The 26,991-nt window shown below is 51.6% G+C and carries 33 protein-coding genes; 27 read left to right on the top strand and 6 right to left on the bottom strand.

The window, feature by feature from the left end; translation table 11 throughout:
• Positions 1-337 precede the first annotated feature (337 nt).
• Positions 338-931, bottom strand: coding sequence for a uracil-DNA glycosylase family protein (locus PGL01S_RS10860; protein ID WP_127494400.1), 594 nt, complete (start codon positions 929-931; stop codon positions 338-340).
• A 400-nt stretch (positions 932-1,331) separates the two neighbouring features.
• On the opposite strand from PGL01S_RS10860, the gene PGL01S_RS10855 reads away from it, so the two are divergent.
• Positions 1,332-2,261, top strand: coding sequence for a patatin-like phospholipase family protein (locus PGL01S_RS10855; protein ID WP_127494398.1), 930 nt, complete (start codon positions 1,332-1,334; stop codon positions 2,259-2,261).
• Here PGL01S_RS10855 and PGL01S_RS10850 read toward each other — a convergent pair.
• Complete coding sequence (locus PGL01S_RS10850) at positions 2,255-2,551, bottom strand: hypothetical protein (protein WP_127494396.1); 297 nt, start codon at positions 2,549-2,551, stop codon at positions 2,255-2,257. The genes PGL01S_RS10855 and PGL01S_RS10850 overlap by 7 nt on opposite strands.
• Before the next feature lie 31 nt (positions 2,552-2,582).
• A complete protein-coding gene (locus PGL01S_RS10845; RefSeq protein ID WP_127494414.1) occupies positions 2,583-3,488 on the bottom strand; it encodes a DUF1385 domain-containing protein in 906 nt (301 codons plus the stop codon).
• A gap of 223 nt (positions 3,489-3,711) precedes the next feature.
• Between PGL01S_RS10845 and PGL01S_RS10840 the strand changes: the two genes are divergently transcribed.
• From PGL01S_RS10840 to PGL01S_RS10820, 5 genes are all read left to right on the top strand, one after another.
• On the top strand, positions 3,712-4,254 hold the full coding sequence (locus PGL01S_RS10840; RefSeq protein ID WP_127494394.1) for a YqhR family membrane protein: 543 nt from the start codon (positions 3,712-3,714) through the stop codon (positions 4,252-4,254).
• A 94-nt stretch (positions 4,255-4,348) separates the two neighbouring features.
• Entirely contained in the window at positions 4,349-4,795 is a 447-nt protein-coding gene (gene aroQ, locus PGL01S_RS10835) for a type II 3-dehydroquinate dehydratase (RefSeq protein ID WP_127494392.1), read from the top strand.
• A 14-nt stretch (positions 4,796-4,809) separates the two neighbouring features.
• Positions 4,810-5,883, top strand: a complete 1,074-nt coding sequence (locus PGL01S_RS10830) for a M24 family metallopeptidase (protein ID WP_127494390.1) — start codon at positions 4,810-4,812, stop codon at positions 5,881-5,883.
• Positions 5,884-5,920: 37 nt separating this feature from the next.
• Positions 5,921-6,481: an elongation factor P gene (gene efp / locus PGL01S_RS10825; protein ID WP_127494388.1), complete on the top strand. Its 561-nt coding sequence runs from the start codon at positions 5,921-5,923 to the stop codon at positions 6,479-6,481.
• 148 nt (positions 6,482-6,629) lie between these two features.
• The gene (locus PGL01S_RS10820; RefSeq protein WP_127494386.1) at positions 6,630-7,883 is read left to right on the top strand and encodes an aspartate kinase; all 1,254 of its coding nucleotides are present in this window, start codon (positions 6,630-6,632) and stop codon (positions 7,881-7,883) included.
• Positions 7,884-8,097: 214 nt separating this feature from the next.
• On the opposite strand, the gene PGL01S_RS10815 is transcribed toward PGL01S_RS10820, so the two are convergent.
• From PGL01S_RS10815 to comA, 3 genes are all read right to left on the bottom strand, one after another.
• Entirely contained in the window at positions 8,098-8,556 is a 459-nt protein-coding gene (locus PGL01S_RS10815; RefSeq protein WP_127494384.1) for a DUF441 domain-containing protein, read from the bottom strand.
• Between the two features lie 69 nt (positions 8,557-8,625).
• On the bottom strand, positions 8,626-9,348 hold the full coding sequence (locus PGL01S_RS10810; RefSeq protein WP_127494381.1) for a 2-phosphosulfolactate phosphatase: 723 nt from the start codon (positions 9,346-9,348) through the stop codon (positions 8,626-8,628).
• Positions 9,349-9,376: 28 nt separating this feature from the next.
• Positions 9,377-10,198 (bottom strand): phosphosulfolactate synthase, encoded by an 822-nt coding sequence (gene comA, locus PGL01S_RS10805; protein ID WP_127494379.1) that lies wholly within the window; start codon positions 10,196-10,198, stop codon positions 9,377-9,379.
• A gap of 198 nt (positions 10,199-10,396) precedes the next feature.
• Between comA and PGL01S_RS10800 the strand changes: the two genes are divergently transcribed.
• The 21 genes from PGL01S_RS10800 to PGL01S_RS10700 all read left to right on the top strand — a co-directional run bounded on the left by PGL01S_RS10800 (position 10,397) and on the right by PGL01S_RS10700 (position 26,835).
• The gene (locus PGL01S_RS10800; protein ID WP_127494377.1) at positions 10,397-10,663 is read left to right on the top strand and encodes a YqhV family protein; all 267 of its coding nucleotides are present in this window, start codon (positions 10,397-10,399) and stop codon (positions 10,661-10,663) included.
• 97 nt (positions 10,664-10,760) lie between these two features.
• A complete protein-coding gene (gene spoIIIAA / locus PGL01S_RS10795; RefSeq protein ID WP_127494375.1) occupies positions 10,761-11,813 on the top strand; it encodes a stage III sporulation protein AA in 1,053 nt (350 codons plus the stop codon).
• Positions 11,810-12,328: a stage III sporulation protein SpoIIIAB gene (gene spoIIIAB / locus PGL01S_RS10790; RefSeq protein WP_127494373.1), complete on the top strand. Its 519-nt coding sequence runs from the start codon at positions 11,810-11,812 to the stop codon at positions 12,326-12,328. The genes spoIIIAA and spoIIIAB overlap by 4 nt, the downstream gene beginning before the upstream one ends.
• Positions 12,329-12,343: 15 nt before the next feature.
• A complete protein-coding gene (gene spoIIIAC / locus PGL01S_RS10785; protein ID WP_015843896.1) occupies positions 12,344-12,547 on the top strand; it encodes a stage III sporulation protein AC in 204 nt (67 codons plus the stop codon).
• A 34-nt stretch (positions 12,548-12,581) separates the two neighbouring features.
• Positions 12,582-12,977: a stage III sporulation protein AD gene (gene spoIIIAD, locus PGL01S_RS10780; RefSeq protein ID WP_015843897.1), complete on the top strand. Its 396-nt coding sequence runs from the start codon at positions 12,582-12,584 to the stop codon at positions 12,975-12,977.
• A 4-nt stretch (positions 12,978-12,981) separates the two neighbouring features.
• Entirely contained in the window at positions 12,982-14,220 is a 1,239-nt protein-coding gene (gene spoIIIAE, locus PGL01S_RS10775; RefSeq protein WP_127494371.1) for a stage III sporulation protein AE, read from the top strand.
• 34 nt (positions 14,221-14,254) lie between these two features.
• Positions 14,255-14,983, top strand: coding sequence for a stage III sporulation protein AF (gene spoIIIAF, locus PGL01S_RS10770; RefSeq protein ID WP_127494369.1), 729 nt, complete (start codon positions 14,255-14,257; stop codon positions 14,981-14,983).
• A 21-nt stretch (positions 14,984-15,004) separates the two neighbouring features.
• Positions 15,005-15,637 carry a stage III sporulation protein AG gene (spoIIIAG, locus tag PGL01S_RS10765; protein ID WP_127494367.1) on the top strand — a complete coding sequence of 211 codons (633 nt, stop codon included), beginning with the start codon at positions 15,005-15,007 and terminating at the stop codon, positions 15,635-15,637.
• A gap of 28 nt (positions 15,638-15,665) precedes the next feature.
• A complete protein-coding gene (locus tag PGL01S_RS10760) occupies positions 15,666-16,295 on the top strand; it encodes a SpoIIIAH-like family protein (RefSeq protein WP_127494365.1) in 630 nt (209 codons plus the stop codon).
• 297 nt (positions 16,296-16,592) lie between these two features.
• A complete protein-coding gene (accB, locus tag PGL01S_RS10755) occupies positions 16,593-17,090 on the top strand; it encodes an acetyl-CoA carboxylase biotin carboxyl carrier protein (protein WP_127494363.1) in 498 nt (165 codons plus the stop codon).
• Between the two features lie 47 nt (positions 17,091-17,137).
• Positions 17,138-18,502, top strand: a complete 1,365-nt coding sequence (gene accC / locus PGL01S_RS10750; RefSeq protein ID WP_127494361.1) for an acetyl-CoA carboxylase biotin carboxylase subunit — start codon at positions 17,138-17,140, stop codon at positions 18,500-18,502.
• A 134-nt stretch (positions 18,503-18,636) separates the two neighbouring features.
• Positions 18,637-19,044: an Asp23/Gls24 family envelope stress response protein gene (locus tag PGL01S_RS10745; protein ID WP_127494359.1), complete on the top strand. Its 408-nt coding sequence runs from the start codon at positions 18,637-18,639 to the stop codon at positions 19,042-19,044.
• A gap of 102 nt (positions 19,045-19,146) precedes the next feature.
• Positions 19,147-19,704 (top strand): alkaline shock response membrane anchor protein AmaP, encoded by a 558-nt coding sequence (amaP, locus tag PGL01S_RS10740; protein WP_127494357.1) that lies wholly within the window; start codon positions 19,147-19,149, stop codon positions 19,702-19,704.
• A 14-nt stretch (positions 19,705-19,718) separates the two neighbouring features.
• Positions 19,719-19,949: a DUF2273 domain-containing protein gene (locus PGL01S_RS10735; protein ID WP_015843906.1), complete on the top strand. Its 231-nt coding sequence runs from the start codon at positions 19,719-19,721 to the stop codon at positions 19,947-19,949.
• Positions 19,950-20,070: 121 nt separating this feature from the next.
• Positions 20,071-20,532 carry a transcription antitermination factor NusB gene (gene nusB / locus PGL01S_RS10730; protein ID WP_127494355.1) on the top strand — a complete coding sequence of 154 codons (462 nt, stop codon included), beginning with the start codon at positions 20,071-20,073 and terminating at the stop codon, positions 20,530-20,532.
• A gap of 41 nt (positions 20,533-20,573) precedes the next feature.
• The gene (folD, locus tag PGL01S_RS10725; protein ID WP_127494353.1) at positions 20,574-21,434 is read left to right on the top strand and encodes a bifunctional methylenetetrahydrofolate dehydrogenase/methenyltetrahydrofolate cyclohydrolase FolD; all 861 of its coding nucleotides are present in this window, start codon (positions 20,574-20,576) and stop codon (positions 21,432-21,434) included.
• Positions 21,435-21,441: 7 nt separating this feature from the next.
• Positions 21,442-22,815, top strand: coding sequence for an exodeoxyribonuclease VII large subunit (xseA, locus tag PGL01S_RS10720; RefSeq protein ID WP_127494351.1), 1,374 nt, complete (start codon positions 21,442-21,444; stop codon positions 22,813-22,815).
• Positions 22,790-23,050: an exodeoxyribonuclease VII small subunit gene (gene xseB, locus PGL01S_RS10715; protein ID WP_127494349.1), complete on the top strand. Its 261-nt coding sequence runs from the start codon at positions 22,790-22,792 to the stop codon at positions 23,048-23,050. Before xseA ends, xseB begins: the two co-directional genes overlap by 26 nt.
• Before the next feature lie 2 nt (positions 23,051-23,052).
• Positions 23,053-23,961, top strand: a complete 909-nt coding sequence (locus PGL01S_RS10710) for a polyprenyl synthetase family protein (protein WP_127494347.1) — start codon at positions 23,053-23,055, stop codon at positions 23,959-23,961.
• A gap of 129 nt (positions 23,962-24,090) precedes the next feature.
• Positions 24,091-25,986, top strand: coding sequence for a 1-deoxy-D-xylulose-5-phosphate synthase (dxs, locus tag PGL01S_RS10705; protein WP_127494344.1), 1,896 nt, complete (start codon positions 24,091-24,093; stop codon positions 25,984-25,986).
• A gap of 12 nt (positions 25,987-25,998) precedes the next feature.
• Positions 25,999-26,835, top strand: a complete 837-nt coding sequence (locus tag PGL01S_RS10700) for a TlyA family RNA methyltransferase (RefSeq protein ID WP_127494342.1) — start codon at positions 25,999-26,001, stop codon at positions 26,833-26,835.
• The last annotated feature ends 156 nt before the right edge of the window (positions 26,836-26,991 follow it).

Genomic DNA, 26,991 nt, shown 5'->3' with positions numbered 1-26,991 from the left:
CTGTAGACAACATTAAAAAGCCCGCCGCTAAATCGGCGAGCTTTTTTGGGGGAAGGGCAAAGGGAGGCGGCCGAAGCCCAGCTGGCTGCCATAAGGCAATATAGAAACAGCCCGCCGATTTAACTGCGGGCGTAGTGCTCAATAGTCGGATACCCTGCATAAAATGCAACGGTCTTTCCAGTTAATAGGAGATTTTCGGAATTATGGTGTACGTTATGCAGCATATTGCGCAGCTTCTCGCCCAATAGGACGGCTTTCAACTGAATATCCTGCAAAAAGTGCAATGGAACCAAGCTGAATAGAGTGTATAGGACCAATAGACTGCATAATATGCAATCTAAATATCGGTCTCTTTAAGGCCAAGTACATCCCATACCATTTTCTTGATCTCCGGCACCCTTTTCTCTTCGAACGATGGATGGGTTTTGAACCACCTCACATTAAGCGGAGAAGGATGGGGGAGCACGATGGTTGGCTTGCCGTTAATCCGATAGTTTTTGAGAACCAAGTCTTCAAAACTTTCTTTCGGAAATAAATACTTAGCCGCTCTGGCACCGATGACGATATAGATCTCGTTGTCCACCATATCCATCTCTTGGGCGAGCCATTTATTCGCGCAAGCAAGCGGTGGAGGGTTGTCTCCGCCTTTAGGATGCTTGCCGGGAAAGCAATGCGCGAGCCCGGTCATGTAGAAGTTGTCCTCATTGTAGAAAATTTCATCCGTAATTTGATACCATTGATACTTTAGCTTTGCTCCCGAAGGGTCATTAAACGGCAAGCCGCTCTCATGCACCCTTTTGGAGGGAGCTTGACCGATCTGCATGATCTTCGAGTGCGCTTTTCCGTGGAAGACGGGATGAGGAGTGAATCCGAACTTCTGCGCGCAGTCCCGGCAGCTTATAATTTGTTCTTTTATATCATGAAAGCCCATTGTCTAATCTCCGATGTCTATATAGTATCTTCTAGCTTAAACCATTTGCAGTATTGAGAGAATAACTTCCGGTTAAGCTTATCCCCAACCATATGAAAGGTCTGCTCAAAGGAATACTAGTAAAAATCCAATAGATCCGTCCGAAAGGATTTTAACATGGAGACGAGTTCGGCATGTTCATACGAAATGCAGAACATGGAGTTTCTCTTTTCCCCGGACAATTCTTTATTCCACTTTCCAGAAAAATCATCGGACCAGGCAACTCCCGTCAGCCTTGCAGAGTAAATGGTTCTTCGCTATATTTTCTCACAACGCTAACATGTAGACAATTCTTCTTCGCATATATACTTCTGATGGAAGCCGGATTTGACACTGCTTCCGTTGTCCGGAGGATGCGGAAGTGAAGATTAATGCAGTGTTCGAAGGCGGAGGAGTGAAGGGGATATCGCTGGCAGGCGCGGTCAGGGCTGCGGAGATGCAGGGAATTCAATTTAATCAGGTGGCGGGTACATCAAGCGGGGCCATCATTTCCGCGCTGATAGCGGCAAATTACAGCGGTCTCGACATCAAGCGGATCGTGGAGAATACGCCGTTCTCGTCGTTTCTGAAAAGGTCGTTTATTTTTAACCTAAAGGTCATCAGCCCTGCATTAAGGGTGCTTATCAAAAAGGGGCTTTATAGCGGCGAAGCGCTTGAATATTGGATTTCATGCTTGCTGGAAGCAAAGGGGATAAAGACGTTTGGGGATTTGCCGGAATGCAAGCTTCGAATCGTAGCTTCGGATATTACGAACGGGAGACTGCTTGTCCTGCCGGAGGATGTAAAGATCTATGGCATGGATCCGAAAAAACTCAGCGTTGCCCGGGCGGTCCGGATGAGCGCCAGCATTCCCTATTTCTTCGACCCGGTCGTAATCCGTTACTCGAAGCTTCATTCCTTAACGAATAAAGGGAAAGAGAAAGCGCAGCTGCATCAGGCTTATATTGTGGACGGGGGCTTATTGAGTAATTTTCCGTTGTGGCTGTTTGATAAGGAGCAGGCGGGAAGGACAAATCCGGTTCCGACGGTAGGCTTCCAAATGGTCGGTAAAAACGACAACGAACCGCATGAAATACGCGGTCCGTTGACAATGCTTGAAGCGATATTCGAGACGATGATGCAAGCTCATGACGAGCGTTATATCAAGAAATACGCGCGTGACCGGACGGTGAAAATACCTACGCTAGGTGTCCGGACTACTCAGTTCCATTTGCCTGAAGGGATGGCGGAAAAGCTGTTCCATTCCGGCTTCAAGGCAGCAACGCAGTTTTTTGAAGGCTTCCGTCAGTGATATTTCGGCAGATCATCGTCATCTTTGCCGCCATCGATAACGCGGAACGGCGCCCGGCGGGACTTCGGTTTTTGCCGAGGGGTCGTTCTGGTTTGTTTCACATGAGGCTGCTGTCTGACCCGGACACGGGTACCCCATGTGTTAGGCGGATATTTATACAGCAGGAAAATGCCGCCCAGCACAATGATGGGAATTAGAAACGAAGTAAGATGCTGTCCGATTCCGTACAAAATCCCGATTGCCAGTAGCGTCAGCACGATAATTGACGATGCGTTCCATCTCCGCGGCATAATATCACCTGTCCTTTATGTTGGAATAGATTTAAGCTTTGATGCTCATTTGCTTATCGAGCTCGCGCATCCGGTTGAAGGAGGCGATAGATACGGCAACTTGATCATCCTTGGGTTCTTTTGTGGTCAATAGCTGAAGCCATAGCCCAGGATAACCCAGGTAACGCAGTACCGGCACATCGCGCAAGGCATTTGTCCAGCGGAGTACTTCGTAAGAGATACCCAAGGTAACCGGCAGAAGCAAAATCCGGATATAGACGCGTTCCCAGATGCTATGCCATTCAAAGATTGGCAGGGAGTAGATGATCACCCCTACGATAACGGTAAAAATGATAAAGCTGCTGCCGCAGCGGTAATGAAGCCTGCTGTACTTCTGAACGTTGGCGACGGTTAGTTCCTCGCCTGCTTCGTATGCGCTGATAACCTTATGCTCGGCGCCGTGGTATTGGAACAAACGTTTGATGAGCGGCGTCATCGACATGAGGTACAGGTACGCAAGAAGCATGATGAGTTTAATAAGTCCTTCTAACAGATTATGACCAACTTTGTTCTCGAATACATTCTCGAACAGCAAACTTTCGATCGCTGCCGGCGCCGCGGTCAGAAGCAGCTTGCCGAATATAAAGGAGATAACGCCTGCGGCGGCAACGCCTACAATCATGCCCAGGCTCCAGCCGGATTTTTCTTTTTTCTGGGCTGCGGCTTTATCCGCCTCGGACATATCCGATGTCTCGTCCTCCGCATAGGCCTCCATGGAGAAATTCAAATGCTGGGAGCCCTTGGCGCTGGAATCAATAATCCCTACAAAACCACGGACGAGAGGGATTTTCTTGAGAACCTGGATCCACCGCTGCGTCGTGCGGGGCACCTCGTAAAAAACGATCTCATCGTTTTTTCTGCGTACAGCGGTTACATTTACATGCTTGCCTGCGAACATGACGCCTTCGATCACAGCTTGTCCGCCGTAAATGCTTGTAGTGTTTTGAGACAAGAGCTTGTCACCTTCCTTAATAGTATCGTCCCGATCAGGTGACGAAAGGTATACGTCTATTGTACTTGATCGCTAATGGATTTGCCAACGCCATCATCTTGGTTATCCGCGGCGCTAAAGTCGCATACTAGCAGAAGACTTTAAGCGGATCATGAATGGAGGCATACGCATGGCGGTAACGAACGAAAAAAGCATTAGCAATGGCAAGAAAGGCCAGGATCATCGCAAAAGCGAGTACGGTGGTCAGCATCATACGAACCCCTGGCTGTTCAGCAGCATGATCGGTTTTTTTGCGGGATTGATCTGGGGAATCCTCCGCTGGCTCTTTTACGAATTGAAATTTACGACCGAGCTTCCGGGCATGTTGGCCGACCCGTTCTTTAAATCTACTTATTTAAAGACAGGCTGGGGAATCGTCGTTGGCATTGCAAGCTATATCGTATTTTCCGTTCTGGCTGCTCTGCTGTACAAGGTGCTGTTAGGCCGGCTGAGAGGGCCGTGGCCGGGCGTATTGTACGGTCTTGCATGGTGGGCGGTCATTTTTCTGCTGCTTGGTCCGGTACTCGGCATGTCCCGTCAAATTACGGTTGCAGGTTGGAATACGCTGTTCTCCGAGTTGTGCATTTTCCTCCTATGGGGGCTCTTTATCGGCTATTCCATCGCCTTCGAATTTACCGACGAAGCATCGCGGGAACCGTTAGGCGCGCATTAAGCAGGTTGCGACTTCTCAAGAAGCGGTCATATGTGGTAAAATGGCTAATGATCTTTGGCTAAATGCAAGATTCGGCTGATTGGGAGGTGCGAAATTGCTTAGAATTGTTGTTTTAAACGGGCCTAACTTAAATATGCTTGGCGTACGAGAGCCAGGTGTTTACGGCACGGAGACGCTGGCCCAGATCGAAGCGAAATTGCGCGAGCAAGCTTTGCAGCTCGACGTGGAGCTGGATTTTTTCCAATCCAATCACGAGGGTGCTCTTATTGACCGGATACATAGCGCATTTGGACAGGCGGATGGTATACTCATTAATCCGGGTGCATTAACGCATTACAGCTACGCGCTGAGAGACGCGTTAAGCACGGTAGCTTTGCCGGTGGTTGAGGTGCATTTGTCCAATATACATAAACGTGAATCCTTCCGTCATGTATCGGTCATTGCGCCCGTTGCGATTGGCCAAATCGCAGGCTTTGGCGGTCAAAGCTATGAGCTTGGACTTGCAGCGCTTGTTGCAAAGCTTCAAAATGGTGCAGCGTGAAAGGGGAGAGTAACATGACACTCGAAAGAGTTAACCGGCTGAGACAAGTCATGGCCGAACAAAACCTTGAAGCGATCATTATCGGAAGCGAGCATAACCGTCGTTATCTCAGCGGATTTACGGGATCATCCGGAACGGTTGTTATTACCGGGCAGGAGCAGTTCCTGTTTACGGATTTCCGTTATATGACACAGGCACCCCAGCAGGCGCCTTCATTTCAGGTAGTTGAGCATGGATCGAAAGTCATCGGGGATATCCGCGATTTGCTGGCAGGCAAAGGAATCCGAAGCGCGGCGTTTGAACAGGATCAGGTCGTGTACAGCCAGTATGCGGCTTGGAGCGAGGCTTTAGGCGATATCAAGCTGACGCCGGTATCCGGTCTTGTCGAGAATCTGCGCATGATTAAGGACGACGCGGAGCTGCAAATTATGCAGGAAGCGGCCGATCTGGCCGATGCCACGTTCCGCCACGTGCAGAACATTATCAGACCCGGCATGAAAGAAAGCGACATTGCGCTTGAGATGGAGATGTATATGAGGAGCCATGGGGCGACTTCATCCTCCTTCGATACGATTGTAGCGTCCGGCGAACGTTCCGCATTGCCGCATGGCGTGGCTAGCGAGCGGGTTATTGGCAATAATGAGTTTGTAAAGCTTGATTTCGGCGCTTATTACAAAGGATACTGTTCCGACCTCACCCGTACGGTTGTCGTTGGAACTCCTACCGATAAGCATCGCGAAATCTACGATATCGTGCTGGAAGCCCAGCTTCATGCTCTCGAGAACATTCGTCCGGGCATGACCGGCCACGAGGCCGACGCGCTTACCCGCGATATCATTACGAAGTACGGTTATGGCGACAAGTTCGGCCATAGCACAGGCCACGGACTCGGCATGGAAATTCACGAGTATCCGCGCCTTGCAAGAAACAGCGATACGATTTTAACCCCCGGAATGACCGTGACGGTTGAACCCGGCATCTATCTCCCCGGCTTTGGCGGAGTACGGATCGAAGATGATATCGTCATTACGGAATCCGGTATTAAAATATTAACCTCATCCCCGAAACAATTAATTACTCTGGGTTAAGGACTATTAAAGCAGCTATTTCAGGAGGGAATTTGAAGTGACAGTTTCAGTTAACGATTTCAAAACAGGTTTGACCGTCGAAGTGGACGGCGATATTTTCTCGGTTACCGAATTCCAGCACGTAAAACCAGGTAAGGGCGCGGCATTCGTCCGTTCCAAATTGAAAAACCTCCGCAACGGCAACGTTGTCGAGAAAACGTTCCGTGCAGGCGAAACAATCGGCCGCGCAATCATCGAGAACCGCGAAGTGCAATACTTGTACAATTCCGGCGATGAGTACACTTTCATGGATAACGAAACTTACGACCAATTCGGTCTGGATTACAAACAGCTCGAGTGGGAACTGAACTTCCTGAAAGAGAACATGAACGTAAACATCTCCAGCTACCAAGGCGAAATCATCGGTATCCAAATGCCGAACAGCGTTGAGCTGAAAGTTGTTGAGACAGACGCAGCCGTTAAAGGCAATACGGCGCAAGGTGCGACTAAGAATGCTAAAGTCGAAACAGGCCTGAACGTTCAAGTTCCATTGTTCATCAATGAAGGCGACGTACTGCTGATCGATACTCGCGAAGGCAAATACATCTCCCGTGCATAGTATATAGAAGACAAGCCGCTCGAATCCACCGATTCGGGCGGCTTTTTCTTTTTCGACAAAATCCGTGGGCGGATATACCCAGACAAGCCGGGGATGTGATATACTATTGACTTGTATGTTATATGTCAAGGTTGGGAGTGAATCAGCTTTGTCGTTGATTGTGATGAAGTTTGGCGGAAGCTCGGTAGGAACACCGGAGCGGATGCAGCGTGTTGCGAAGCGGATTGTAGACAGCCAGTTGGCGGGTAACCGCGTCATTGTTGTCGTGTCCGCGATGGGAGATACAACGGATGATTTAATCGATCAGTCGAAGCTGCTTAACCCGAACCCGCCGGCGCGGGAGATGGATATGCTGCTGACGACGGGTGAACAAATATCGGTTGCCTTATTGTCGATGACGATTCATCAGCTGGGCCATCAAGCCGTATCGCTTACAGGCTGGCAGGCTGGCATTCGGACGGAAGCCGTACACAGTAAGGCGAAGATTACGGATATTCGTCCTGATCGTTTGTTCAAGGAATTGGATGCGGGCAATGTCGTTATTGTCGCGGGCTTCCAAGGCATGACGGAAGACGGAGACATTACGACGCTCGGACGCGGCGGTTCGGATACGACAGCCGTAGCGCTTGCCGCAGCGGTCAAAGCGGATGTGTGCGAAATCTACACGGACGTGGACGGCGTTTATTCGACGGATCCGCGCGTCGTGAAAGTCGCGCGCAAATTGAATGAAATTTCGTATGACGAAATGCTGGAGCTTGCGCATCTGGGCGCAGCCGTTCTTCACCCTCGCGCGGTGGAATACGCAAAGCATAACAATGTGAAGCTTGTCGTGCGTTCCAGCTTTACGCAAAACGAAGGTACCAGTGTGAAGGAGGAAGCGGTCATGGAGCAAGGCGTAGTCGTACGCGGCATCGCTTTTGACAAAAATGTAGCAAGAATCAGCATCCTCGGCGTGGAGGATGAGCCAGGCGTACTCGCTAATGTATTCGGTTCGCTGGCAAATAGCGGAATCGACGTAGACGTTATCGTGCAAAGCGGAGTGAAAAGCGGCAAAGCGGACTTTTCCTTCACGGTTTCCGGCGATGACGAAGCTCGTGCGGTTGACGTGATCAACGGCATTCGCGCGGAAGTTCCGTTCAGCGAAGTGACTTCCGAAGCGGGCCTAGTGAAGGTCTCGATCGTTGGCGCTGGCATGGTCAGCAACCCTGGAGTTGCCGCTACGATGTTTAAGGCGATTTCGTCGCTGGGCGTCAGCATCAAGATGGTCAGCACTTCCGAAATCAAAGTATCTTGCATTATCGCAGCCGAACCTCTGCAAGAGGTTGTTCGTTCGCTTCATACGGCTTACGGCCTGGACACGGCGGAGCAAGTATTCGTCGGCGGACCTCAAGACCGCCGCTAATAACCATTAATTCCATACAAAAAAGCCGTGCGCGATTCAAATCCGCACGGCTTTTTTTGGTCCCCACATTTAAACGGTAAACGGAGCATTTCAAATGATTCTGGAGAAGTGGTAACGTTCGCTTTTGTGAGGGGATTCTTACCGCTTGAGAATTGTTCGAAAGAATCCCCGAGCAATGGCGATCGGAAGAACATTTGAATGCGTAGTTCGCCGTTTATCCGCCGCCGATTAGTTTAAACAACTTGTACAAAATCGCCGTAATTCCCGCTGCCATCAGAGGGCCAACCGGGATCCCCCGCAGAAAAATAATGCCGAAAATCGAACCGATAACAAGTCCTACGACCATCTGAGGATCAAGCTTAAGCAAATCAAGGCCCTTGGCATTCATATAAGCGGCGACGGCTCCGCCTATTAGGGCGAGCCAGCCCGGCCAAGTATTGAAGGCGGCAATGAGTTCCTTCATCTGCACTTTGCCTGAGGCAAACGGGACAAGGACGCTAAGCGTAAGGAATAATAAACCGAGCTCCAGCCCCCGACGCTCGATCGAAGGCAGGAACCGGCTGAGATGAAGAAGCTTGACGGCCAGAAGTACGCAAGCCGCCGTTGCTATAATTGGCGAACGCCCGATCAGACCAATAATAATCAAACCTACTAATATCAATTCACCAGTCATCGTTCGTACCCCAGTCATGAAGCGGATAAACTGCTTGCTTCATTATATGGACAGACTCTGGCGAATATGTCAGCTGCACGAACAGATCAACGTATCTCCGTTAGCCTGAAGCCGGGGAACTCCCGCGAAGGTGTCAACCTCCGAACAAAGATCGATATCTCTCCCCATACCCAGCTTGAGAAGCCGTTTGCCGGTTGCGCCTTTCCGAATCGTTTCTTTTATATCATTGGCGCGTTCTTGATAGAGTGATAGCATGGCGAGTCCGAAGTCATCCATTTCGAGCGGAGCAGAACCCCGTTCTTGCATTCTGGAAAGAAGAAGTCCGGCGCATAAACCATCCTCAATGGCGAATTCATCATGGCTTCCCGCACACAAAATAACAACATCCCGCCGAAGATCAACCGCCGCTTTCGCGCATGCGGAGGCATTCAGCAACGCAGCTACCAATACATAATCCGCCCGGGTAGATTTGTGAATGGCCCGGGTGCCGTTCGTTGTCGTTAAGATGACACGGCGGTCTTTAACCGAATTGAGCAGTAACTCGTCAGGCGAATTTCCGAGATCGAAGCCGGCGATTTTTTTGCAGAAGCGTTCCCCGCATAAAAGATCGCCTTCCTGCTGCGCAGCTCGTGCCTCCATCACGGTCTCCACGGGGACAACGCCGGAAGAACCGGCAGCCAGCGCGGTAATAATGGAGCTAGTAGCCCGTAGCACATCGATAATAATAGCCGTTTTGTGGACGAATTGCGCGGAGCTGGCTTCATTCACGCTTGAAATGACTTGCACCTGCATAGCAATCGCTCTTCCTTTCTGTTGTTGCTTAAATCATGTAATGAGCGGGCTCCTCCCGCATTCCGAACTCGAAAGTGTCGGAACGGAGTCCGCGGCGCATCGCTTCGAGCGCCAAGGCATCGCTAGGCGGAATGTTGCCCAGATGTACGTTCGGACCAAACTGCTGGAGCAAATAAGCCTGCTGCTGCTTCAGCGGAGCTTCCCACATCAAACAGTCCTGGCTAGTCATTTCGGTCAGAATTTGCTCAATCGTCTGCTCGCGGCAATTGCCCTTTTCATCAAATAAGCCTACATCGATGCCCGATTCCCTGGCTTCTACCGTAATCCAAGCGGCGCCTGCCGCAAGGTCGTAATCGGCTGTAACAGCCAATTGCTCGGGATCAATAAGCGAACCCGCCGTTTTTTTGCCGTATTCGGTAAGAACCAGAAGCCCCCTTTGCTTGCCCTCTTTTATAAGCTCTGTCCGCTGTTTTCTGCTCATTTCTATTGTGCCGTCCGAAACCTCGATCCCGTTAAAGCCAAGCTCGCAGATAGAATCAAAAAACGATCCGGTCAAACGCTGCTGGACTGCTGTTTCCAATAGCGTTCCGCCGGGCATGATGATAAGCCCGTTTTTTCGGGCAAGCTCGATTTTGCGCTGCAGGAACTCCGGTTCGTATAGAACGGCCGTACCGAATCCAAGCTTGATGACATCCATATAAGGGCCAGCTACTTGAATGAGATCGGCGAAAGCGTTTAGTCCGATTCCTTTGTCGATTACCATCGTTTTGCCTTTATGTTTTGCAGGGCTGTAATCGCGATATCCGCTTGGATCATGCATCGTGCGGTGCCAGAAGCTTGTTTTTGTCATGGGAGTTGACTCCTAACATTTGTTGATACCCGCATGAGGGCGGGGCATGGAGCAATATATGCAGCAACTGCTGGGCGTGTGCCCGAACCGGAAGCATGAACAGGAGACGAGCCTGCATAGGATGTAGAGATGGAAGTTTGTTTATAGCTGCTTGAATAAGGCCTGATTCGTTAGGAACGGACAAGGAGGTGAACGGTTATGTTGAATAAAATCGTGCTCACCATGGCGTCTCTGCGGATAACCTCGGGGACAATCGAAATTTGCGCCGCGCTGCTCATGCTCCGGTTAAACCAGATCGACAAGGCGCTGGTCGTCAATTCTTCGCTCGCATTAGTAGGACCTTTTATATTAATCGCCACAACCACGATCGGACTCATAGGCATGACAGACAAGCTGTCTTTCGGGAAGCTGGCTTGGGTTACGGCTGGAGTCGTCTGCTTGCTAATAGGAATCTTAAAAAAATAGTAATCTAGCAATCTTCAAGAAGTTGGACATATTTATGAGGGTCAAGCATACAAATAAGAGTACGTACGAAGGACTTTTCATCCGGGAGTGATGACTCATGCTGGACCGTGTCATACATCTGCTTCCGCCGGAGCTTAAGGCGGTGCTGGAAAAGCTGCCCGAATCGGCTATGGAGCATTTAGAGGAAATTCGGATCCGCGAGGGCCGGCCGCTCGAGCTTGGTATCCGGGGGCAGTCCCGTTTCGCCGCATCCGACGGAACTCTGCGTGCGGGCAGTGACGGAGCGTACAAGCCAACTGCCGATATTTGCCGTAAGCTTCTGGAGAAAATAACCAATCATTCGCTATACGCAATGGAAGAGGAGTTAAAGAGGGGATTTATTACTGTAGCAGGCGGGCATCGGATCGGGCTTGCCGGCCGGACGATTCTGGACGGCGGCAATGTACGAGGGATACGCGATATCGGCGGATTTAACATCCGAATCGCCCGGGAAGTAGTCGGTTCGGCGCGAAATCTGCTGCCCAAGCTGCTGGACAAGAACCGCAAGACCGTTCATTCGACGTTGATCCTCGCCCCTCCTCAGCAAGGCAAAACGACTATTGTCCGCGACATTGCCCGCTCGATCAGCTACGGACATTGGGGACTGTTCGAGAATGCGGCAGGCTGGTCCGGGCGCAAGGTAGGCATTGTGGATGAACGCTCGGAGATCGCGGCTTGCGTGAGAGGAATTCCGACCTTTGACGTTGGACCGCGGACGGACATTATGGACGCCTGTCCCAAAGCGGAAGGCATGATGATGCTTCTCCGGTCCATGTCACCTGAAGTGGTTATCGCCGACGAGATCGGCCGGCCAGAGGATGGAGAGGCGATCCGCGAAGCCAGCCATGCCGGAATCAGCGTCATTGCAACCGCTCATGCTTACGATCTTCAGGATGCAAGAGGCAGACCGGTTCTGAAGCAGCTGCTCGAGGACGGTACTTTTACTTACGTCGTTGAACTTAAGCGGACGGGGGAAGGTTTCATGCACAGGGTTGTTGCAGCCGATCTGAAAGACAAGCTGCCTCCCGCCGCCAGGGAACCTACTGCCGCAACCTCTAAAGGCGAGCAGGGGCGGACATACGCCGGAATGCAAAGGGGAGATGCCCCTTGATCAAGCTGCTGGGCGCTGTACTCATCCTTTTCGCAGGTACGATGATCGGCTTTCAACAGGCTGCCAGGCTTGCTGCGAGACCGCGGCAGCTTCGCCAGCTGGCGCATGCCTTGCAAAGGCTCGAGACGGAGATCGGCTATGGCCATACTCCGCTTCCGGAAGCGCTGGAGAGGACCGCGGAAGCTGTTCCGGAACCGCTCGCTGAACTGTTTCGGGATACCGCGGACCGGGTGCAGGGACCTGAGGGGCTTACCTTTCGCGAGAGCTGGGAGCAAGCGATGACAAGCGGATGGGGCTTAACGGCGCTTCGGCAGACGGAGCAATCGGTCATGCTGAGGCTTGGTTCGACCCTTGGCATCAGCGATAAGGAGGATCAGCTGAAGCATATCCACCTGGCGCTGCTCCAGTTGAAGGCGGAGGAAGACACAGCAAGAGAGGATCAATCGCGCTATGAAAAAATGTGGAAAAGCCTAGGTGTATTGATCGCCGTGCTCGTCGTGATATTGATGGTTTAGTGGGGTGCCGCACAAATGAACATGGATGTGAGCGCTATTTTCCAAATTGCGGGTATCGGAATTATCATTGGCATGATTCATACGGTACTGAAGCAGATGGGGAAAGAGGATATGGCGCAATGGGTAACCTTGATCGGCTTTGTCGTTGTACTATTTATGGTCATTCGGCTGCTGAACGATTTGTTTCAAGAAATCAAGACGATCTTCCTGTTCCAGTGAGACGTCTAGAGAAGCCGCAAGTAGGTGAATAGAGTTGGAGATTATTCAGATCGTCGGCCTCGGGCTGATCGCCACCATTCTCATCATTGTTGTCCGGGAGCAGAAGCCGTTGTTCGCCTTTCTGCTTGCGGCTTTTACCGGGCTTTTTATCTTCATCTTTCTTATCGGTAAAATCGATTCGGTCATCAAAGTTCTTGAGGATCTGGCGAACCGCTCGGGCATACCATCCATTTACTTGAAGACGATTCTGAAAATAATCGGTATCGCCTACATCGTTGAATTTGGCGCACAGATTGTAAGGGATGCCGGTCAGGAAAGCATCGCATCAAGAATTGAGTTCGCCGGCAAGGTGCTTATTCTCGTCATGGCGGTTCCGATAATAAGCGTCATTGTCGAGACTGTAATCGGGCTGCTGCCGGCAGGGAGTTGAACGGATGAACAAACTCTATAAGTATACCGTCCGTTTGATCACGTTCGTATGCATCGCCTGGCTGGTCAGCATGCTTCTGGTATCGCCGGTTACGGCTGCCGGAAACGCGCCGGAAGACGGAACAACGCAGCAGCAAAGCGAAACGACGATGACGAATCAGTTGACGGAAAGCCAGCTGAAAGGCTTGGACACCGGAACAGTCGAGAACTACTGGAACCAGCTGAAGGAACAATACGGCGGTTACTTTCCCGATGAGAAGATGCCGAGCTTCTTCGAAATGCTGAAGCCCGGCGGTGAAGGCCTCAAGCTGTCAACCGTATTCAAGGGATTGCTTGGTTACTTCTTTCATGAAGTTCTTTATAACGGCAAGCTGCTTGTCACAATCGTTATGCTGACGGTATTCAGTATGGTGCTGGAAACGCTGCAGAACGCTTTCGAACGCAATGCCGTCAGCAAGGTGGCTTACTCGATTACCTACATGGTGCTTATCATCATTGCCGTCAACAGCTTTCATGTCGCGATCGGGTATGCCAAGGATGCGATCGGCACCATGATCCAGTTCATGCTTGCCATGATGCCGCTGCTTCTGACCTTGCTCGCTGCAATGGGTAACGTGTTGACGGTTTCGATACTGCATCCGCTGATCATTTTCATGATCCATACGGTTGGAACCGTCATCTACACCATTGTATTCCCGCTGCTGTTCTTCTCGGCCGTCCTTCACATCGTTAGCGCCATGTCAGACAAGTTCAAAGTGACCCAGCTGGCGAATCTGCTGCGGAACGTCGGAGTTGGGATCATGGGGGTGCTTGTCACGGTGTTTCTCGGCGTGCTTTCGGTGCAGGGGGCAAAAGGGGCGGTAACCGACGGGATTACGATGAGGACAGCCAAGTTCGTCACCGGCAACTTCGTTCCGGTGGTCGGGCGGATGTTCACGGATGCGGCGGATACGGTGATCTCGGCTTCCCTGCTTGCCAAAAACGCGATCGGCCTTGCCGGCGTTATTATTCTGCTGTTTCTCTGCGCATTCCCGGCTATCAAAATACTGACCCTGGCGCTTATCTACAATGTCTCAGCCGCAGCGATGCAGCCGCTTGGCGATTCTCCCATCGTCGCTTGCCTGCAAACGATAGGCAAAACGATGATCTACGTATTCGCCGCTCTCGCAGCCGTCAGTCTCATGTTCTTTCTGGCCGTTACCATCGTGCTCACGGCGGGCAACGCCGCTCTTATGGTCCGATGATGACCGCGCAGCATACCGAAGGGAGCGAGGATTCGTGATTGCTTGGCTCAGCGACTGGCTGAAGGATATTATCGCGGTTATCATGCTGGCGGCATTCGTCGAACTGCTCCTTCCGAACAAAGCGATGCTTCGTTATGCAAGGCTGGTCATAGGGCTTCTCATTTTGCTTACGATCATGTCACCGATCCTTCGGCTGCTGCAAGGAGATTTTAATGCCAAGCTGAAGGAAGGAATCACTCACTGGGACCAGCTTGAACCGCAGCATGAGGTGAAGATGCCCACTCTGATCGATATTCAGAAAAAAGCGGATGAGCTTAACAAGCAGCAAAACAATGACGCGGCGGTATTAATGGAGCAGACGCTGGAAGCCGCCATGAAGGATGCGGTAGTCAAGCAAATGAAGCTGGCGGTCGAGGCGGTGGACGTTTCCTTGAACTGGGAAAAGCAGGGGCAGAAATTAACGCCAACGATTGCTTCGGTACTGGTGACTTTACCGGCGGAGAAAGCAGGGCCTGCGGGAACGGCTGAGCCGAATGAGGAGGACGTCAAAGAGGTCTCCGCTATTTCGGTAGACGTGGACGTACAGACGGAAACAGGCGGAACCGATAAGCAGCAGGCGGAAGCAGGCAAGTCAGAGGCTAGTGATGGCTGGGTGCAAGTTAACCCTACCGAAAGCAAGGAGATCAGGAGCTTGCTGGCCGAAGGCTGGGGGATCCGTTCAGCGAACGTTCAAATAAGGCAGCGGGCAGGGAATAGCGATTAATGGAAAAGGAGAGGAAGCGCAGTGGCCAAATGGCTGAGTGGTCTGGAATCGATGGTGGGCGGCGGTCCGGGTGGTCCGAAGCGGGTTAAGACATTTAGGCTGCTTCTCGTTATCGGTTGTATTGGAGCGGCCCTCATGCTGCTGAACTCCTTTCTCAAATTCGACAAGGTCGATACCTTGACCCAGGGGCCGAACCCGCCTCCCCAGGATACGGCCGCATCGTCTAATTCGATATCGACGGACTCGTCGCCGTTTGCGGCAATCGAAGGGCCGCTGGAGAACCGGCTGAAGGAGATTTTGGAGAAAATCGTTGGCGTCGGCTCGGTGGACGTTCTGGTGACGATCGATTCCACGGAAGAAATTGAAGTTGCCAGAACGGATCAGGAGTCGCAGTCCATAACGGATGAGACCGACCGCAACGGAGGCAAGCGGCATATTACGGCGATCAACAAAGATGGCCAGGTCGTTATTGCTGAAGTAGCGGGCGATCAGAAGCCGATCGTGACGAAGACGATTAATCCGAGCATTCGCGGTGTGCTGATCGTCGCTAAAGGCGCCGAGAACCAGACCGTGAGACGCCTTATCATAGACGCGGTGGAGAAGGGCGTAAACGTCCCGGCCAACCGCATTTCCGTAGCGCCAAGCAAGCAATGATAATAAACCAATATTAGGAGGGTGTTCTATGAACACGAAAAGACAAACAATTTGGCTCGTATCGATGCTTAGTTTGATGGTCGTATTGTCCGCGTATTACCTGTTTACGCAAGATACCAAATCGCCAGACTTGCTCTCTGACGGCACGCAGCAGGAGCAGAAGGCGGGAGCAACTGAAGCGTCGTCAGGCAATAACAGCCAGATCGTCGTGGATCAAGTGGATCCTGCCGGCAACGCGTCCGGATCGAAAGACAGCGGCATCTCGGATGCCGACAAGCAGGTGCTTGACCAGATTGACGCGCAAGGCGGGGTGGACAGCAGCGTATTTGCCCAAGTTGAAGAGAAGCGCAGCGAGCTGAACAGCACGCAGCAGGATAAATTATTGGGCGATATGACAAATCTGCAGGATCCGAAAGAAGCGCAAGCAGCTGCTACGCAGCTCGACCAACTGGAAGAGAAAAACTCCAAATTGACAAGCATCGAGAACGAGTTAATGAAGACTTTCCAACAGGCAATAGTCAATGAAGAAGGCAACGGCTACAAGGTTCTGGTAGAAAGCGACAAGCTCGACAAGAGCCAAGCGGCAAACATTATCGATCTGGTTATGAAAACATTGGGCGTAGACGCAGACCAAGTTTCCGTGCAATTTATCAAATAAGGAAAGTAGAGGCCGGCAGGGTTTCATGCCCTGGCCGGCCTCTTTTTATTTGCTTTTTCGCCGCCCATTCTTCAACTCGAAACGCATCGCTGCTTCTTTGCGGAAGGATGGCGCATCCGTTGGCGACTGGCCGCGTTAAAAAATTGATTCGTGTTCTGCCGCGTTTATGATATAATGTTAGACGTTATGTAAAGGATAACTAGGATTATCCATCGAAACTGAATAATGCTATTTCCATCTGAGAAAACGCATACGAAGCAGAAGGCTTCGGAAACTTTTAAGGAGTGAAAACTATTCATGTTCAAATTGAGCGAGATTAAGGAATTGATCAAACTGGTTGATCAGACTTCCGTTCATGAGCTGGAGATCGAAAACGAAGGAGCACGCTTATTCATTCGCAAGCCTGGCAAAACCGAAGTGGTGAATGTACAAGCTGCAGCCCCAATTACGCATACATATACGCAGGCGCCTGTACTTGCACCGCAGCCGGTTCAAGAAGCTCCCGCGGCAGCGGTACAAACCAGCACGCCTGCAGCACGTCCCAACACGGACAACCTGCATCAGATTGTATCGCCGATGGTCGGCACGTTTTACAGCTCCCCGTCTCCGGACGCTGCGGCATTCGTTAAAGAAGGCGACCGCGTAAACGAGAAGAGCGTTGTATGCATCCTTGAAGCAATGAAGCTGATGAACGAGCTCGAAGCGGAAGTTCGCGGCGAAATCGTTGAGATTCTGGTGTCGAACGGTCAACTGGTTGAATACGGTCAGCCGCTCTTCCTTGTTAAACCGGAATAATACAAGCTCCGAATTTGGAGAAATTGTTGCCTGAGAGGAGTACAAACGTGAAATTCCAAAAAGTATTAATCGCTAACCGCGGAGAAATCGCGGTACGCATCATTCGTGCCTGCCGCGAACTCGGTATTTCCACAGTTGCCGTTTATTCCGAAGCAGACCGCGACTCCCTGCATGTACGTCTTGCAGACGAAGCGTACTGCATCGGTCCAACCGCATCCAAGGACAGCTATCTGAACCTGACCAACCTGATGAGCGTTGCTACGCTTACGGGCTGCGATGCCGTGCATCCGGGCTATGGATTCCTGGCTGAGAATGCGGACTTCGCAGAAATCTGCGAATCCTGCAACATTACGTTTATCGGTCCTTCCCCTGAAGCCATCAGCAAGATGGGCGACAAGGCGGTAGCCAAGCAAACCATGAAGGAAGCCGACGTACCGGTTATTCCGGGCTCTGACGGTCTGATTGAAAATATGGATGAAGCTGTCCGTATTGCGCGTGACATCGGTTATCCGGTTATTATCAAAGCTACAGCCGGCGGCGGCGGTAAAGGGATTCGTATTGCCGAAGACGAGGAATCGCTTGTTCAGCAAATTACGACAGCCCAGCAAGAAGCTCAGAAGGCGTTCGGCAATGCCGGCGTTTACCTGGAGAAGTATCTGACGGGCATGAAGCACGTCGAAATTCAAATTATGGCCGACAAGCACGGCAATGCCGTACATCTGTTCGAGCGCGACTGCTCCGTGCAGCGCCGCCGCCAGAAGCTTGTTGAAGAAGCTCCTTGTCCGGTTCTGACGCCGGCCATGCGCGAGCGGATGGGACGCGCTGCCGTGCGTGCGGCGCTTGCCGTGCAATATGCGGGAGCGGGGACGCTCGAATTCCTGCTTGGTCCGGACGGCAACTTCTACTTTATGGAGATGAACACCCGTATTCAGGTTGAACATCCGGTAACCGAGATGATTACAAATGTCGACCTGATCAAAGAGATGATCTCCGTAGCGGAAGGGAACCCGCTGTCGTTCAAGCAAGAAGATCTCCAGATCAACGGCTGGGCGATCGAATGCCGCATTAACGCCGAAGATTCGGAACGCAACTTTATGCCGTCTCCGGGTCCGATTCCGTTCTACCTGCCGCCGGGCGGCACGGGCGTACGGGTGGATAGCGCGGTATATCCGGGCTACACGATCTCCCCGCATTACGATTCGATGATCGCGAAGCTGATCGTTTGGGGCAGAACAAGGGAAGAAGCGATCGCGCGGATGAAGCGCGCTCTTGCCGAGTTTGCGATCGACGGGATCAAGACGACGATTCCGTTCCACCAGAAGCTCTTGAATCACCCGGTCTTTGTGAAGGGTAATTTCGATATTAAATTCCTCGAGGAATATGACGTTAACCAGCCGGAATTAGCCGAATAGTACAATCTGCTCCTGGTTTGTCATATTTCACGTCGAATGCTATAGTATAGAAATAAGATGCGAAGGCAACACTCCGGTATTTACCTCGTGGTAAATACCTGGAGCGCGCAACTTTAAGGAGGTGTACAACCATCATGAGTACGATTGCTGCAGATTATGAGAGAACGGACATTGGCACGATTCAAATTGCCCCTGAAGTCATTGAAGTTATCGCGGGACTAGCTGCTGTCGAAGTGAAGGGCGTAGCGGGTATGAGCGGAGGTTTTGCAGGCGGTATCGCCGAGCTGCTTGGCCGCAAAAATTTATCCAAGGGTGTAAAAGTTGAAGTTGGCCAGCGGGAAGCCGCGGTCGACGTGTCGATTATCGTGGAGTACGGCAACCGGATTCCGGAGATCGCCTCGGAGATTCAACAGAATGTCAAACGCTCCATTGAAATGATGACGGGATTGAACGTTATTGAAGTGAACGTACATATTCACGATGTCCATTTCAAGACGGAGAGCAAGCCGGAAGAAGAAGATTCGAATTTCCGCGTGAAATAACATATACACGCAAATGAATTGAATTCATATAACCCCCTCGTGATGGTTATGCCGCTTCGCGCCAGGGGGTTTTCATTCGCTCAAATGCGAGGAGGCGTTACGTTGATCCGAATTATAGACAAGCTGTTCTTGTTTATTTACAGTATAGTCATCGGCGTTATATCCGTCTTTATTGCCTGTATCGGTTTTGAGTGGATACGGGAAGACGATTTGAATAATATGGTCAGCGAGCTTTACGGTACGGACTCATTCCTGATAACAACCATAGTAGTTGGTCTGGTTCTGCTCGTACTCAGCTTGCGCTTCTTTATTGTATCGCTGAAACGTTCTTCCTCTTCGGCGCCGTCGATCGACCAGCGTACCGACTTTGGCGATATTCGTATCTCGATTGAGACGATTGAGAATCTGGCTCTTAAGGCTGCCGGAAAGCAGCGCGGCGTAAAGGATCTGAAAGCGCGGATTCAGGCATCCGATTCGGGTCTCAACATTATTTTGCGCGCGGTGGTAGACGGGGAAAACTCCATTCCTAGCCTTACGGAGGAAATCCAGAAGGCCGTAAAGGATCATGTGGAGGAAATCGCCGGCATTCCGGTGACGAACGTAGCCGTCTATATCGCTAACGTCATTCAATCCGCACCGAATAAAAGTCGCGTCGAGTAAAGGGGAGAATGCCGATGTGGAGGGAGTACTGGGCAGTCTATGGGAAACGGACGGTCGGCGCTGCCGCCGGTCTGTTTTTTGGATTCGTGTACTTGTTTGCCGGTTTTTGGGACATGCTGTTTTTCATACTGCTCGTCTCGGTAGGTTATTGGATTGGCAAACAAAAGGACTTGCAGAACGGTTCTATCCTGCCCTGGCAGAGGCTTTGGTCATGGCTCATGGAAAGGTATCGGCCGTTTAGATAATCCTGTGGTCTCCTCCGTACGCCGGAAGATGGATTGCCGCCAGTTCCGGGCAGGGAGGAGATCATAGGTTTTTTTATAAAAATAAGAGTAAATCGGCAGAGAAGCTGCCGAGGAGGAATTCATGAAACGTAGATTAGCACGCGAGATTGCAGTATCAAGCTTATATCAATTGGAAATGAACGAAGTAACCCCCATGGAAGCCGTGGACATGCTTATGGAGGAAGCTCGTTCGGAGAACGAGATCGAAGCGGAATTCGTAGAGAATGATCAGACGGACCAATATGTCCGTGAGCTGGTTAACGGCGTTGCCGATAACAAAGCCGCGATCGACGAGATGCTGCAGCATTATTTGACGGGCTGGCAGGTTGATCGCTTGTCTCGCGTAGACCGTCAAATTTTGCGTCTTGCCTGCTTTGAGATTGCCTACCGCAACGATGTTCCGCCTAAAGCCGCAATCAACGAAGCGATCGAACTGGCCAAGCATTTCGGCACGGAGGAATCCGGCAAATTCGTAAACGGCGTGCTGGGCAAGCTGCTTAAAGAACGCGAAGGCGAGACGGCAAATTCGGAATCGACTAATTAGATAAGCGGCCTGTCGGCCGTCTACATAGGGGAGAGATGATGATGAGCGCACAAATTATTGCAGGGAAAAAGATTTCGGATATGATCCGGGAAGAAATTCAGAAGGAAACGGCTGATCTGAGAGAAAAAGGCGTCGTACCCGGTCTTGCGGTTGTTCTCGTAGGCGAGGACCCGGCTTCGAAGGTCTATGTGAGCTCGAAAGAGAAAGCCTGCCAGCAGCTTGGCTTCCATTCCGAGGTTCACCGCTTGGAAGAGTCTGCTTCGGAAGAGCAATTGCTTGCGCTTATTGATCAATTGAATAACGATGACAAGATCAACGGTATTCTCGTACAGCTTCCACTGCCTAAACACATCAACGAAAAAGCGGTTATTGACGCCATTCGCGTGGAGAAGGACGTTGACGGCTTCCATCCTGAAAGCGTCGGCAATCTGGTTATTGGCGATGACAGCCTTCTGCCGTGCACGCCTGCCGGCTGCATTGAGCTGATCAAACGGAGCGGCGTGGATATTTCGGGTAAACACGCTGTCGTGATCGGCCGCAGCAACATTGTGGGGAAACCGGTTGCTATGCTGCTTCTTCGCGAGAACGCAACCGTTACGATCTGTCATTCCCGTACAGCCAACATGGAGGAAATCGCTAAACAAGCTGACATCCTCGTTGTAGCCATCGGCAAAGCGAAAGCCATTGACAGCAAATACGTGAAGCCTGGTGCGGTCGTGATCGACGTAGGCATTAATCGCCTGCCTGACGGCAAGCTTTGCGGGGACGTAGACTATGATGACTGTCTGGAAACGGCAGGCTTTATTACTCCGGTACCGGGCGGCGTTGGTCCTATGACGATTACCATGCTTATGAACAACACGATTACTGCTGCGAAGCGAGCACACAAAATCGGGGAGTGATTGCGCTATGGCAGATCAACCTCGCATTTATTCGATAAAAGATATTAACCGGTACATCCGGATGAAGCTCGAGTCGGATGCCTTGCTCGGGGATATATGGCTGAGAGGGGAGATTTCCAACTTTACTCACCACTCCAGCGGCCATATGTATTTTACGCTCAAGGATAAGGACAGTCGGCTAAAATGCATCATGTTTGCTTCGCATAATCAGCGGCTGCCGTTTATCCCGCGTGAAGGCACTAAAGTCATGGCGCGCGGTAATGTATCGGTCTACGAGCGCGACGGAAACTATCAGTTTTATGTGACGGCTATGCAGCCGGACGGAATTGGCAGCTTGTATCTAGCTTATGAACAGCTGAAATCAAAGCTGGAGACGGAAGGGTTGTTTGCCGAATCGCGCAAACGGCCCATTCCGCGTTTTCCCCGGGCTATAGGGGTAATCACTTCTCCTACCGGCGCGGCGGTCCGGGATATTATCACTACGCTGCAGCGCAGGCATCCTTCCGTTCCTATTTATGTGTATCCGGTGCTGGTCCAAGGGACGCAGGCGGCACCTTCCATTGTAAAAGCGATTGAATCGATGAACCGTTTTGGCGAAGTCGACGTATTAATTGTAGGCAGGGGCGGAGGTTCTTTGGAAGAACTTTGGGCATTTAACGAAGAACCTGTCGCAAGAAGCATTGCCGCATCGCAAATTCCCGTCATTAGCGCGGTTGGGCACGAGACGGATTTTACGATAGCGGATTTTGTCGCCGATCTTCGGGCGGCAACGCCAACCGCGGCCGCGGAGCTTGCGGTGCCGCATGTAGCGGAGCTGCAGCAGCAGCTGGCAAGGCAACGGCAACGGTTAGAGCAATCGCTCCGTATGATGGTTCAAGGCCGTAAGGAGCAGCTGCAGCGCGTTAGAAGGTCACCGTTTTTCGTGCATCCGCGTAAATATTTGCTGGATCAGGCACAGCGGCTGGACCGTTTGCAGGAACGACTGCAGCATCGGACTTTACGATTAACCGAACGCGGGAAAGCAAAGCTTGAAAGACTTCAAAGCCAATTAGCCGGACATCATCCGGGAGAGCAGGCTGCTTTTGCGGCTAAGCGTCTGCAAGGTGATGTAAAACGGCTTGAGCAGGCGATGGTATCCTCTCTAAAAGAGCGGCGTTTACAGCTCCATAGCGCAATTAGGCAGCTGGATGCGCTTAGTCCTCTCAAGGTAATGGCCAGAGGCTACAGCCTGGTCTACGACGAACAGGAAAAGCGACTGATTAAATCCATTGCAGATGTTCAGCCGGGTGATCTTGTAAGGGTGAAGGTAGCGGACGGACAACTAGACTGTCATGTCTGGTCAATGAAAGGAGAAGATGGCGTTGAAAGCAGCGGAGAATAGTGAACTTAGTTTTGAGGAAGCAATGGAACAGCTGGAGAAAATCGTCGAACGGCTTGAAAACGGCGATGTGCCGCTTGAAACGGCAATCGATCTGTTCCAGGAAGGCATGAAGCTGTCGCAGCTGTGCGGCGGCAAGCTGGAGCAGGTTGAGCGCAAGATTGAAGTGCTGATTGAAACAGAGCAAGGTTTTCAGAAGAAGGCATTCGCTCCAATGAACGAGGAAAAAGGGGAATAACGTTGATTACAGATATCAAGACCTACTTGCATGAATGTGCCGCGCTTGTTGAAAAGTCGCTTCCCGAAGCGCTGCCTGCCGAATGGAATATTCCGCTGCAGCTCAGGGAATCCATGCTGTATTCCCTGCAGGCCGGAGGAAAACGGTTGCGTCCGGCACTCGTTCTGGCTGCCGCGGAGGCCGTGCACGGCCAGGCAGCGGCTGCTCGCCATGCGCTTCCGGTTGCATGCGCAATTGAATATATTCACACGTATTCGTTGATCCATGACGACCTGCCGGCCATGGACAACGATGATTATCGCCGGGGGAAGTTGACGAATCACAAGGTGTTCGGAGAGGCGATGGCGATTCTGGCTGGAGACGCCCTGCTGACGCACGCGTTTCACCTTATTCCGAGAGTAGCGCGCCTTGGCGGAATCAGCGCTGAAGTAGCTCTTGATATCGTGGAAGACCTTGCCATGCTTGCCGGTGCAAGAGGCATGGTTGGCGGTCAGGCGGCCGATATGCAGGGAGAGCAGGGAATCACCTCGATTGAGGAGCTTGAATACATTCATCTTCACAAAACGAGCGATTTGATTGTTTTCTCGGTAACGGCGGGCGGCCGCATTGGTGGCGCAACGGCAGAGCAGCTTGAAGCGCTGCGCCATTACGGACGCAATATCGGTCTTGCCTTCCAGATTCAAGACGACATTCTTGATCTGATTGGCGACGAGCAGAAGCTTGGCAAAAAAACAAACAGCGATGTTGAGCAGCAAAAGGTTACGTATCCTTATCTAATCGGGATCGAAGAGAGCAAAGCGCAAGTCAAACGGTTAACTCGCGAAGCGAAGGCTGCCATTCTCGAAGCACAGCTGGATGCGCCGGATAAATTGCTGCTCATTGCCGATTACCTTGTGCAACGAGACTATTGATTAGGATCGTGCAACTGGGTACATTGGGAAATGTTCAGCAATTGTGCTATAATGATTGAAATATTTTGACGTTTATTGTGGAATGGGATCATGCTCGAAATGTCGTATTCCAGAAAGCGAGGAAGTAACGTGCTGCTTGATCAAATTAACGGACCTCAAGACCTGAAAGATTTATCAGTGGGAGAGCTGGAACGGCTAGCCGAGGAAATTCGCCAGTTTCTTATTGAGAAGCTTTCCGTTACAGGTGGTCATCTCGCACCTAACCTGGGGGTTGTGGAGCTGACTCTCGTCCTCCATTATCTGTTTGACAGTCCGAAGGATAAGTTTCTATTTGACGTAGGACATCAATCGTATGTTCACAAAGTTTTGACCGGGCGTAAAGACCGGTTTGATACATTGCGTAAATATAAAGGGCTGTGCGGCTTTGTCAAACGCGCCGAAAGCGAGCATGACGTTTGGGAAGCCGGCCACAGCAGCACTTCTCTGTCGGCCGCGATGGGCATGGCTCTGGCCCGTGACCTGAAAGGCGAGAATAACCGGGTTGTTGCCGTCATCGGCGATGGCGCTCTCACAGGCGGCATGGCGCTTGAAGCGTTGAACCATATCGGGGACGAGAAGAGAAAACTGATTGTCGTTCTGAATGACAACGAAATGTCGATCGCGCCAAACGTTGGTGCCATGCATCATTATTTGAGCAAGATCCGTACCGACCGCCATTACCAGAAGGCGAAGGATGAGCTTCAGCATCTGCTGAACAAAATTCCGGCCATCGGCGGCAAGCTGGCGAAGACGGCCGAGCGTTTCAAGGACAGCTTGAAATATTTGCTGGTCAGCGGCATTTTGTTTGAACAGTTCGGCTTTACGTATCTTGGACCGGTAGACGGCCATGACATGGAGCAGATGCTTGAACTCTTCAAGCAGGCGGATTCCATCCCCGGGCCGGTTCTCGTGCACGTTATTACGGTGAAGGGAAAAGGCTATTCTCCTGCCGAGGTAGATTCCTTCAAGTGGCATGGCATTTCACCGTACAAGATTGAATCGGGCCAAGTGGTAAAGGCGGTTGGTCCGCCGATGTACACGGAAGTATTCGGCAACGCCCTTATTGAGCTGGCCGAGAAGGATAAGCGGATTGTTGCGGTAACTCCGGCAATGCCGGGCGGTTCCGGCTTGCTCCAGTTCGCTGAACGATTCCCGAACCGCATGATCGACGTTGGCATTGCCGAGCAGCATGCCGCTACGATGTCGGCGGCTCTCGCCATGGAAGGCATGAAGCCGGTCTACGCCGTGTATTCGACCTTCTTGCAGCGTGCCTACGACCAGGTTGTGCATGATATTTGCCGCCAGAACGCCAACGTGGTATTCGCGATAGACCGGGCGGGCTTTGTTGGTCCTGACGGAGAGACGCATCAAGGCGTGTACGATATTGCGTTCCTGCGCCATGTGCCTAACCTTGTCATTATGATGCCAAAGGACGAGAATGAGCTTCGCCGCATGATGAAGACGGCAATCGACTACAATGAAGGGCCGATTGCGGTCCGTTATCCGCGCATTAACGGCCTCGGCGTGAAGATGGACGAAGTGATGCGTCCGCTTCCGATCGGGAAGTGGGAGACGCTTCGCGAAGGCGATTCCGCCGTTATCCTGGCGATGGGGCCAATGATTCAGGTAGCCGAAGAAGCTGCGGATCTTTTGAAGAGAGACGGCCTCAATGTTCAAATCGTTAATGCCAGATTCATTAAACCGCTTGATGAAGAGATGCTGCTGTCGTTTGCTGCGGAAGGCAAGCATATTCTCGTAATCGAAGAAAGCTCCGAGCTTGGCGGGTTCGGCAGTTCGGTAATGGAGTTTTACTCCCTCCGCGGAATTTATGGCATGCCAGTCCGCATTATGGGCGTTCCGGATATTTTCGTGGAGCACGGTTCCATTAAGGAGCAGCGCGTGGAAGTTGGTTTAACGGGAGAACGGGCGGCGATGGAGATCAAAAACCTGCTGCCAAGCCTCCAGAAACGCGCAACCGGACAGTAACGAAGGAGAATCATGACGACAACACCTAAGGAAAGAATAGATGTATTGCTTGTGGAACGCGGGTTCTACGAGAGCAGGGAAAAAGCGAAGGCGGCCGTTATGGCCGGTCTGGTGCTGGTGAATAACGAGCCGGTAGACAAAGGCGGCATGAAGGTCCCGCGGGAAGCCGAGATCAAAGTGAAAGGCGCTGTCCACCCTTACGTCAGCCGAGGCGGGCTTAAGCTGGAAAAAGCGATCCGGTCCTTCGATATCGACTTAACCGGGAGGGTTATGCTGGACATCGGCGCTTCAACCGGCGGTTTTACCGATTGTGCCTTGCAGCACGGCGCTTCGTTTGTATATGCCATCGATGTTGGCTATAACCAGCTGGATTGGTCGCTCAGACAGGATGAACGGGTCCGCGTAATGGAGCGTACCAACTTCCGGTATACGCAGCCGGACGATCTGGACGGTCCGCCGCCTACTTTTGCCTCGATTGACGTATCCTTTATATCGCTCAAGCTGATTTTGCCGGCACTCAGCGGTCTGCTGAGCGTAGGCTCCGGAATTGTCGCCCTTATTAAGCCGCAATTCGAGGCAGGGCGGGAGAAGGTTGGCAAATCTGGCGTTGTCCGGGAGCCAAGCGTTCATAAAGAAGTGCTCGAGACGGTTCTGAAGGCTGCGTCAGAGCTTGGCTACAAGCTGCAAGACCTGACGTTCTCACCGATTACAGGCGGGGAGGGCAATATCGAGTTTCTCGCTTACTGGACATGGGAGAATGAGCCGAACGGGTCAATCCCTGACGAAGAAGGCATCAAGGACGTTGTCCGTCAAGCCGGCGAGACCTTCACCGTAAAACAGAAACATTAACCGTAGCAGCTGTGTTTTGCACAATTGGCGTAATCGCCCGTATTGGAGCAACACGTATTATAAGGGAATGCTTCGACCGTTTTGAAAGCGGCCAGCGTTCCCTTTTGTTTTTCCTCTTTACAAACATGTGTTCGATTTGCTAAACTGAGAGCAACC

It is taken from the genome of Paenibacillus glycanilyticus NBRC 16618, from assembly GCF_004000805.1.
Lineage (GTDB): Bacteria > Bacillota > Bacilli > Paenibacillales > Paenibacillaceae > Pristimantibacillus > Pristimantibacillus glycanilyticus.
The sequence above is the reverse complement of the archived record's forward strand: the minus strand, read 5'-3'. Positions and strand labels throughout refer to the sequence as shown.

Excerpts from the sequence above, each read along its gene's own strand:
- PGL01S_RS10860 (WP_127494400.1), bottom strand. The coding sequence starts at position 931 with ATGGGCTTTCATGATATAAAAGAACAAATTATAAGCTGCCGGGACTGC.
- PGL01S_RS10850 (WP_127494396.1), bottom strand. The coding sequence starts at position 2,551 with ATGCCGCGGAGATGGAACGCATCGTCAATTATCGTGCTGACGCTACTG.
- PGL01S_RS10845 (WP_127494414.1), bottom strand. The coding sequence starts at position 3,488 with ATGTTCGCAGGCAAGCATGTAAATGTAACCGCTGTACGCAGAAAAAAC.
- PGL01S_RS10840 (WP_127494394.1), top strand. The coding sequence starts at position 3,712 with ATGGCGGTAACGAACGAAAAAAGCATTAGCAATGGCAAGAAAGGCCAG.
- PGL01S_RS10830 (WP_127494390.1), top strand. The coding sequence starts at position 4,810 with ATGACACTCGAAAGAGTTAACCGGCTGAGACAAGTCATGGCCGAACAA.
- PGL01S_RS10815 (WP_127494384.1), bottom strand. The coding sequence starts at position 8,556 with ATGACTGGTGAATTGATATTAGTAGGTTTGATTATTATTGGTCTGATC.
- PGL01S_RS10810 (WP_127494381.1), bottom strand. The coding sequence starts at position 9,348 with ATGCAGGTGCAAGTCATTTCAAGCGTGAATGAAGCCAGCTCCGCGCAA.
- comA (WP_127494379.1), bottom strand. The coding sequence starts at position 10,198 with ATGACAAAAACAAGCTTCTGGCACCGCACGATGCATGATCCAAGCGGA.
- PGL01S_RS10800 (WP_127494377.1), top strand. The coding sequence starts at position 10,397 with ATGTTGAATAAAATCGTGCTCACCATGGCGTCTCTGCGGATAACCTCG.
- spoIIIAA (WP_127494375.1), top strand. The coding sequence starts at position 10,761 with ATGCTGGACCGTGTCATACATCTGCTTCCGCCGGAGCTTAAGGCGGTG.
- spoIIIAC (WP_015843896.1), top strand. The coding sequence starts at position 12,344 with ATGAACATGGATGTGAGCGCTATTTTCCAAATTGCGGGTATCGGAATT.
- spoIIIAE (WP_127494371.1), top strand. The coding sequence starts at position 12,982 with ATGAACAAACTCTATAAGTATACCGTCCGTTTGATCACGTTCGTATGC.
- PGL01S_RS10760 (WP_127494365.1), top strand. The coding sequence starts at position 15,666 with ATGAACACGAAAAGACAAACAATTTGGCTCGTATCGATGCTTAGTTTG.
- accB (WP_127494363.1), top strand. The coding sequence starts at position 16,593 with ATGTTCAAATTGAGCGAGATTAAGGAATTGATCAAACTGGTTGATCAG.
- PGL01S_RS10745 (WP_127494359.1), top strand. The coding sequence starts at position 18,637 with ATGAGTACGATTGCTGCAGATTATGAGAGAACGGACATTGGCACGATT.
- PGL01S_RS10735 (WP_015843906.1), top strand. The coding sequence starts at position 19,719 with ATGTGGAGGGAGTACTGGGCAGTCTATGGGAAACGGACGGTCGGCGCT.
- nusB (WP_127494355.1), top strand. The coding sequence starts at position 20,071 with ATGAAACGTAGATTAGCACGCGAGATTGCAGTATCAAGCTTATATCAA.
- folD (WP_127494353.1), top strand. The coding sequence starts at position 20,574 with ATGAGCGCACAAATTATTGCAGGGAAAAAGATTTCGGATATGATCCGG.
- xseA (WP_127494351.1), top strand. The coding sequence starts at position 21,442 with ATGGCAGATCAACCTCGCATTTATTCGATAAAAGATATTAACCGGTAC.
- xseB (WP_127494349.1), top strand. The coding sequence starts at position 22,790 with ATGGCGTTGAAAGCAGCGGAGAATAGTGAACTTAGTTTTGAGGAAGCA.
- PGL01S_RS10700 (WP_127494342.1), top strand. The coding sequence starts at position 25,999 with ATGACGACAACACCTAAGGAAAGAATAGATGTATTGCTTGTGGAACGC.